Origin of the sequence: Pseudidiomarina halophila, from assembly GCF_003987215.1 — a bacterium.
Classification (GTDB): Bacteria; Pseudomonadota; Gammaproteobacteria; order Enterobacterales; family Alteromonadaceae; genus Pseudidiomarina; species Pseudidiomarina halophila.
This window is the reverse complement of record NZ_PIPW01000010.1, coordinates 1-1,151: the sequence shown is the minus strand read 5'-3', so window position 1 is coordinate 1,151 and position 1,151 is coordinate 1. Positions and strand designations below refer to the sequence as shown.

The following is a 1,151-nucleotide window of genomic DNA, read 5'->3' as shown; positions in this document are numbered from 1 at the left end:
TGGACTTCCCAGCTTTCACTAGACAGTCTGTAGATTTTCAAAGTACGCCTTTTCAAAGTTAGCTGGCGATACGCCGCCTGTATGAGAATGACGTTTTTTTGGATTGTAAAACATCTCGATAAAATTAAATATCTCAGTCTTGGCCTCGTTCCTGTTCGGGTAAATCTTCTTTCGGATAACCCGCTTTTTAAACGTGGCAAAGAAGCTCTCGGCAACCGCGTTATCGTGACAGTTTCCACGTCGACTCATTGACGGTATTAAATTGTGCTCTTTCATGAACGCCAGATAATCAGAGCTGCCATATTGGCTCCCCTGATCGCTGTGCACCAACACTTTCTCTTTCGGGCGTCGCTGATAAACGGCCATGAGCAGTGCTCTGATAACCAAGTGTTTATCCATATTTTTGTCCATTGACCAGCCAACAACGCGCCTGGAAAACAAGTCGATAACCGTTGCCACATAAAGAAACCCTTCGTAAGTGCGCACGTAGGTGATGTCGCTTACCCACGAGGTATTGGGCGCTTTAGGATTGAATTGCCGCTCTAAGATATTCTCAGCAACCCGGCCAGGTTTACCGCCCTTTATGTGCCGGCGTTTATAACCAATTTGAGCCTTGAGATTATTGAGCCGCATGATCTTAGCAACACGATGAACACTGCATTTTTCACCTGCTTCACGTAAATCTTTGTGGATCCAGGGGCTGCCGTAAGTGCCTCCACTGGCAATGAAGAACGCTTTGATGCGTTTTAAAAGTCTCGCATCTTCTATGGCTCGATTGCTTAAAGGCTTCTTTAGCCAGGCATAGAAACCACTGCGGTTCAATTTCAACACCCGGCACATGGCCGAAACAGAGAACTCATTTTGATGATCACGGATAAAGGCGTACTTTACTCGGACTCGCCTGCAAAGTACTTTGCGGCCTTTTTTAGTATATCCCGTTCCTCCTTAACGCGTTTTAGCTCAGCCTCAAGCTTTGCTATGCGCAGTTGTTCATCGGAGGATTGATTGGTTTTATTATCCTGACCGTATTTAGCACGCCAGTCGTAAAGTGACTTTACGGAAATGCCCAGACGATCAGCGACGTCATAAACAGAGTGCCCGCGCTCGGTGACCTGCTTGACGGCTTCAACTTTAAATTCTTCGGTATACCG

The 1,151-nt window shown here is 46.5% G+C and carries 1 protein-coding gene; it reads right to left on the bottom strand.

The genetic code is table 11. The features are described 5' to 3' along the window. Window positions 1–18 precede the first annotated feature (18 nt). Window positions 19–1,151, bottom strand: a protein-coding gene (locus CWI69_RS12245; protein ID WP_126764617.1) for an IS3 family transposase whose coding sequence is annotated in 2 segments (ribosomal slippage) — window positions 19–929 and window positions 929–1,151 — 1,134 coding nt annotated over the 2 segments. Because the reading frame shifts where the segments join, the coding sequence is not laid out codon by codon here. This gene is flagged as partial in the annotation.